3 protein-coding genes are annotated in these 2168 nt (G+C 61.2%); 2 read left to right on the top strand and 1 reads right to left on the bottom strand.

Annotation, left to right across the window (positions count from 1 at the left end; all coding sequences use genetic code 11):
• A partial coding sequence (locus tag ACEW8J_RS10795) for a DUF2282 domain-containing protein (protein WP_373491647.1) occupies positions 1-351 on the bottom strand: 351 nt, incomplete at its 3' end.
• A gap of 155 nt (positions 352-506) precedes the next feature.
• Between ACEW8J_RS10795 and tgt the strand changes: the two genes are divergently transcribed.
• Positions 507-1646 (top strand): tRNA guanosine(34) transglycosylase Tgt, encoded by a 1140-nt coding sequence (gene tgt, locus ACEW8J_RS10790; protein WP_373491646.1) that lies wholly within the window; start codon positions 507-509, stop codon positions 1644-1646.
• Positions 1647-1679: 33 nt separating this feature from the next.
• Positions 1680-1985: a YdeI/OmpD-associated family protein gene (locus tag ACEW8J_RS10785; RefSeq protein WP_373491645.1), complete on the top strand. Its 306-nt coding sequence runs from the start codon at positions 1680-1682 to the stop codon at positions 1983-1985.
• Positions 1986-2168: the final 183 nt, after the last annotated feature.

The raw sequence follows: 2168 nt of genomic DNA, 5'->3' as shown, positions 1-2168 counted from the left end.
CGCAGGAGCCGCTGCCGGTGGTACCGGCGGGTCATTGTCGGCCACTTCGGTGAGCGATCCGCCTATGGCTTCGCATTCGCCAACGTCGGTATATTTCCAGGCATTGCCCTGATAGTCGAGCAGTGACGTACCGGCGCAGCTCGTGCCTTCGCCTGCGGCGCAGTCATTCTTGCCCGCCAGAGCGATGCCATAGCATTTTTCCTGATCTGCCGCAGTCACTTCGGTCACCTCGCTGCTCGATGTCTCGGCGCTTTCGCCGGTCGTTTCGCTGCCGCCACCAGAGCAGGCGGAAAGCGCTGCCGCCGCGATCAGGGCGGTTGCGGCGGAACCCAGTTTTGTGGCTTTGGTCATGAATATCTCCCGATTTAGGTCTTTGAAAACTCGCTGCCATCCTGCACAGCTCGCGGGGGGATTCGGACAGGAACAATCAATGGTTACACAGTCATCAGAGAAACACAATTCGGAAACGGGTATATCCGCCATCGCCAGACCACCGGAACATTTTCATGGCTGAGCGTTTCCGTTTTTCCATTGCCGCGACCGACGGCAAGGCCCGCACCGGCGCCATCTCCATGTTGCGCGGAGAAATCCGCACGCCTGCGTTCATGCCAGTGGGCACGGCCGCAACGGTGAAGGCGATGAAGCCGGAGACCGTTCGCGCGACTGGTGCGGATATCATTCTGGGCAACACTTATCATCTGATGTTGCGCCCCGGCGCGGAACGGGTGGCGCGTCTCGGCGGGCTGCACAAGTTCATGAACTGGGACCGGCCGATCCTGACGGACAGTGGCGGCTATCAGGTGATGAGCCTGTCGGAGCTGACCAAGCTCAGCGAGGACGGGGTAGAATTCCAGAGCCATCTCGACGGGTCGCGGCATATGCTGACGCCGGAACGGTCGATGGAAATCCAGCGGCTGCTGGGCAGCGATATTGTCATGGCCTTTGACGAATGCACCAAGAATGGCGCGACGCGCGACGAGGCGCTGGCCTCGATGGAGCGGTCGATGCGCTGGGCACGACGTTCGCGCGCCGGCTTTGACAGTGGCGCCGACCATGCGGGGCGCGCGGCGCTGTTCGGCATCCAGCAGGGTTCGCTGGACAGGGACATGCGTGCCGCATCGGCGGAGGCCTTGATCGAAATCGGCTTTGACGGCTATGCGATCGGTGGTCTGGCGGTTGGCGAAGGGCAGGAGGCGATGTTCGATGTGCTCGACTATGCCCCTGGCCAGTTACCCGCCGACAAGCCGCGCTATCTGATGGGCGTGGGCAAGCCCGATGATCTGGTCGGCGCGGTAGCGCGGGGTGTCGACATGTTCGATTGCGTGCTGCCCAGCCGCTCGGGCCGCAACGGCCAGGCGTTCACCGCGCGCGGCGCGATCAATATCCGCAACGCCAAATTTGCCGAAGATCTGGAACCGCTGGACGGTAGCTGCCAATGTTCGGTCTGTTCAAATTACAGTCGCGCCTATCTGCACCATCTGATCCGGGCAAAGGAAATCCTGGGGGCGATGCTGATGACCGAGCATAATATTGCTTATTATCAGGCGTTGATGGCGGGCATGCGCGATGCGATTACGGAAGGGCGCTTTGCTCTTTTTGCACAGGATTTTGCTCGCCGATATCGGGCGGGCGCCGAAGGGCGTTGATTTCGCACTGCCGCGATATTAGCCTGTGATGCCATGAGCGAGACTTTGGCCGAAGGAACCGTCCATAGAGTGGCGGACGATATGCGCGCTGCCCTCGAGGCAGATGCCGGGACACGTGCGCTGTGGCAAAGCCTGACACCGCTCGGCCGCAATGAATTCATCTGCTGGGTGGAGGATGCCAAGCAGGCAAAGACGCGGGAAAAGCGGATCGGTCGAACGGTCGAGGAATTGCAGGAAGGCAAGCGCCGGCCCTGTTGCTGGGCGGGCTGTATCCATCGCACGGACAAGTCACCGGGCGCCTGGCAGCAGGCGGTGCTGATCGACAAGCAGAAGGCCTAGAATATTCGCCCCGCCTGATGCGCCGCACGTGACAAATGCGCTTGAGGCCTTAAAGCTCGTCGCATGACACTATCGTTGCTGCCTCCCGCAATCTCGCTTTCCGATACGCTTGTCCGGGCAAGAGCCAATGCGCCCTATCTGAAGATGTTGCTGGAGGTGCAGCCGGAACTGGCCGATCTGCTG

The sequence above is a fragment of the Parasphingorhabdus sp. genome (assembly GCF_041748495.1).
GTDB lineage: Bacteria > Pseudomonadota > Alphaproteobacteria > Sphingomonadales > Sphingomonadaceae > Parasphingorhabdus.
This window is presented reverse-complemented; position numbering and strand designations above follow the sequence as displayed.

Bases quoted from the DNA above. Each gene is read 5' to 3' on its own strand.
- tgt (WP_373491646.1), top strand. From the start codon at position 507: ATGGCTGAGCGTTTCCGTTTTTCCATTGCCGCGACCGACGGCAAGGCC.
- ACEW8J_RS10785 (WP_373491645.1), top strand. From the start codon at position 1,680: ATGAGCGAGACTTTGGCCGAAGGAACCGTCCATAGAGTGGCGGACGAT.